This is a genomic window from Streptomyces sp. UH6 (assembly GCF_013421635.1).
Classification (GTDB): domain Bacteria; phylum Actinomycetota; class Actinomycetes; order Streptomycetales; family Streptomycetaceae; genus Streptomyces; species Streptomyces abyssomicinicus.
The window spans coordinates 1-1,922 of the sequence record NZ_JACADT010001045.1; the positions used below are offsets into that span (position 1 = coordinate 1).

Genomic DNA, 1,922 nt, shown 5'->3' on the forward strand with positions numbered 1-1,922 from the left:
AAGGCCATCGAGATCAAGACCCACCCGTCGTTCCTGGCACTGCCGTTGAGGGCCCTGGCCGACGCCGCGCTGGCGCGGGCCAGGGCGCTGGGGGCGGATCACGCCGACTTCCGGTTCGAGCGGGTGCGCAGCGCGGCCTGGCGGCTGCGGGACGCTCGGCCGGCCGGGTCCTCGGACACCACCGACCTGGGGTACGCGGTGCGCGTGGTGCACGGCGGCGCGTGGGGCTTCGCCTCCGGCGTGGACCTCACCATGGACGCCGCCGCCAAGGTGGCCTCGCAGGCGGTGGCGATGGCCAGGCTGACCGCGAAGGTGATCGCGGCCGCCGGGTCCGACGAGAGGGTGGAGCTGGCGGACGAGCCGGTGCACGCCGAGCGGACCTGGGTGTCGGCGTACGGGATCGACCCGTTCGAGGTGCCGGACGAGGAAAAGTCGGGTCTGCTGGCCGAGTGGAGCGCCGGGCTGCTCGCCGCCGACGGCGTCGACCACGTGGACGCCTCGCTGCTGACCGTCCACGAGAACAAGTTCTACGCGGACACCGCGGGGACCGTCACCACCCAGCAGCGGGTCCGGCTCCACCCGCAGTTCAACGCCGTCTCGGTCGACGGGTCCACCGGCGAGTTCGACTCGATGCGCACCCTGGCGCCGCCCGCCGGGCGTGGCTGGGAGTACCTGACCGGCACCGGCTGGGACTGGGCGGCGGAGCTCGCCGAGATCCCGGAGCTGCTGCGCGAGAAGATGCGCGCCCCGAGCGTGAAGGCGGGCGTGCACGACCTGGTCGTCGACCCGTCGAACCTCTGGCTGACCATCCACGAGTCGATCGGCCACGCCACCGAGCTGGACCGCGCGCTCGGTTACGAGGCGGCCTACGCGGGCACCTCGTTCGCCACCTTCGACCAGCTCGGCACGCTGAGGTACGGCTCCGAGAAGATGAACGTCACCGGGGACCGCACCGCCGAGCACGGGCTGGCGACCGTCGGCTACGACGACGAGGGCGTGGCCGGGCAGTCCTGGGACCTGGTCAAGGACGGCGTGCTGGTCGGCTACCAGCTCGACCGGCGGATGGCGAGGCTGACCGGCTTCGAGCGGTCCAACGGCTGCGCCTTCGCCGACTCCCCCGCCCATGTGCCGGTCCAGCGGATGGCCAACGTGTCGCTGCTGCCGGACCCGGCGGGGATGTCCACCGAGGACCTGATCGGCGGCGTCGACAACGGCATCTACGTGGTGGGCGACCGGTCGTGGTCCATCGACATGCAGCGCTACAACTTCCAGTTCACCGGGCAGCGCGCCTACCGGATCAGGGGCGGGCGGCTCGACGGCCAGGTCCGGGACTTCGCCTACCAGGGCGTCACCCCGCAGTTCTGGGGGTCCATGGAGGCGGTAGGCGGTCCCCAGACCTATGTGCTGGGCGGCGCGTTCAACTGCGGCAAGGCCCAGCCCGGTCAGATCGCGGCCGTCTCGCACGGCTGCCCGTCAGCACTTTTCCGGGGCGTCAACATCTTGAACACCACGCAGGAGGCCGGTCGATGAGCCCGCGTACCAACAAGCCGCACGAGATCGTCGAGCGCGCCCTGGAGCTGTCCCGGGCCGACGGATGCGTCGTGATCGCGGACGAGACGTCGAGCGCCCGCCGCCTCCGCGCGGACCGCGAGGGTCAGCAGCTCGTACCCCACGCCCTCGCCGACCGGCAGCGGCGCGTCCAGTCCCGCCTTGCGGGCCCGGGAGGCCAGCTTGGCGGCGAGCGCGAGCGCCGGCTGCCCCAGCGGCACCCCCTCGGTGACCGAGGACCGCTGCTTCTCGACCGCCTTGGTCCGCAGCCAGTGCTCCTCGACCTCCTCCGGGGTGGCCGCCGACTCCTCCCCGAAGACGTGCGGATGCCGGTGGATCAGCTTGGCGACCAGACCGCCCGCCACGTCGTCGAC

1 protein-coding gene and 1 pseudogene are annotated in these 1,922 nt (G+C 72.3%); one reads left to right on the forward strand and one right to left on the reverse strand.

Annotated elements, in window-relative coordinates; all coding sequences use genetic code 11:
• Positions 1-6 precede the first annotated feature (6 nt).
• Positions 7-1,530, forward strand: a complete 1,524-nt coding sequence (locus HW445_RS28970; protein ID WP_180223808.1) for a TldD/PmbA family protein — start codon at positions 7-9, stop codon at positions 1,528-1,530.
• Here HW445_RS28970 and HW445_RS34480 read toward each other — a convergent pair.
• Positions 1,443-1,922 (reverse strand): annotated as a pseudogene (locus HW445_RS34480) (hypothetical protein); the annotation flags it as partial. The gene HW445_RS28970 and the pseudogene HW445_RS34480 sit on opposite strands and share 88 nt — an antisense overlap.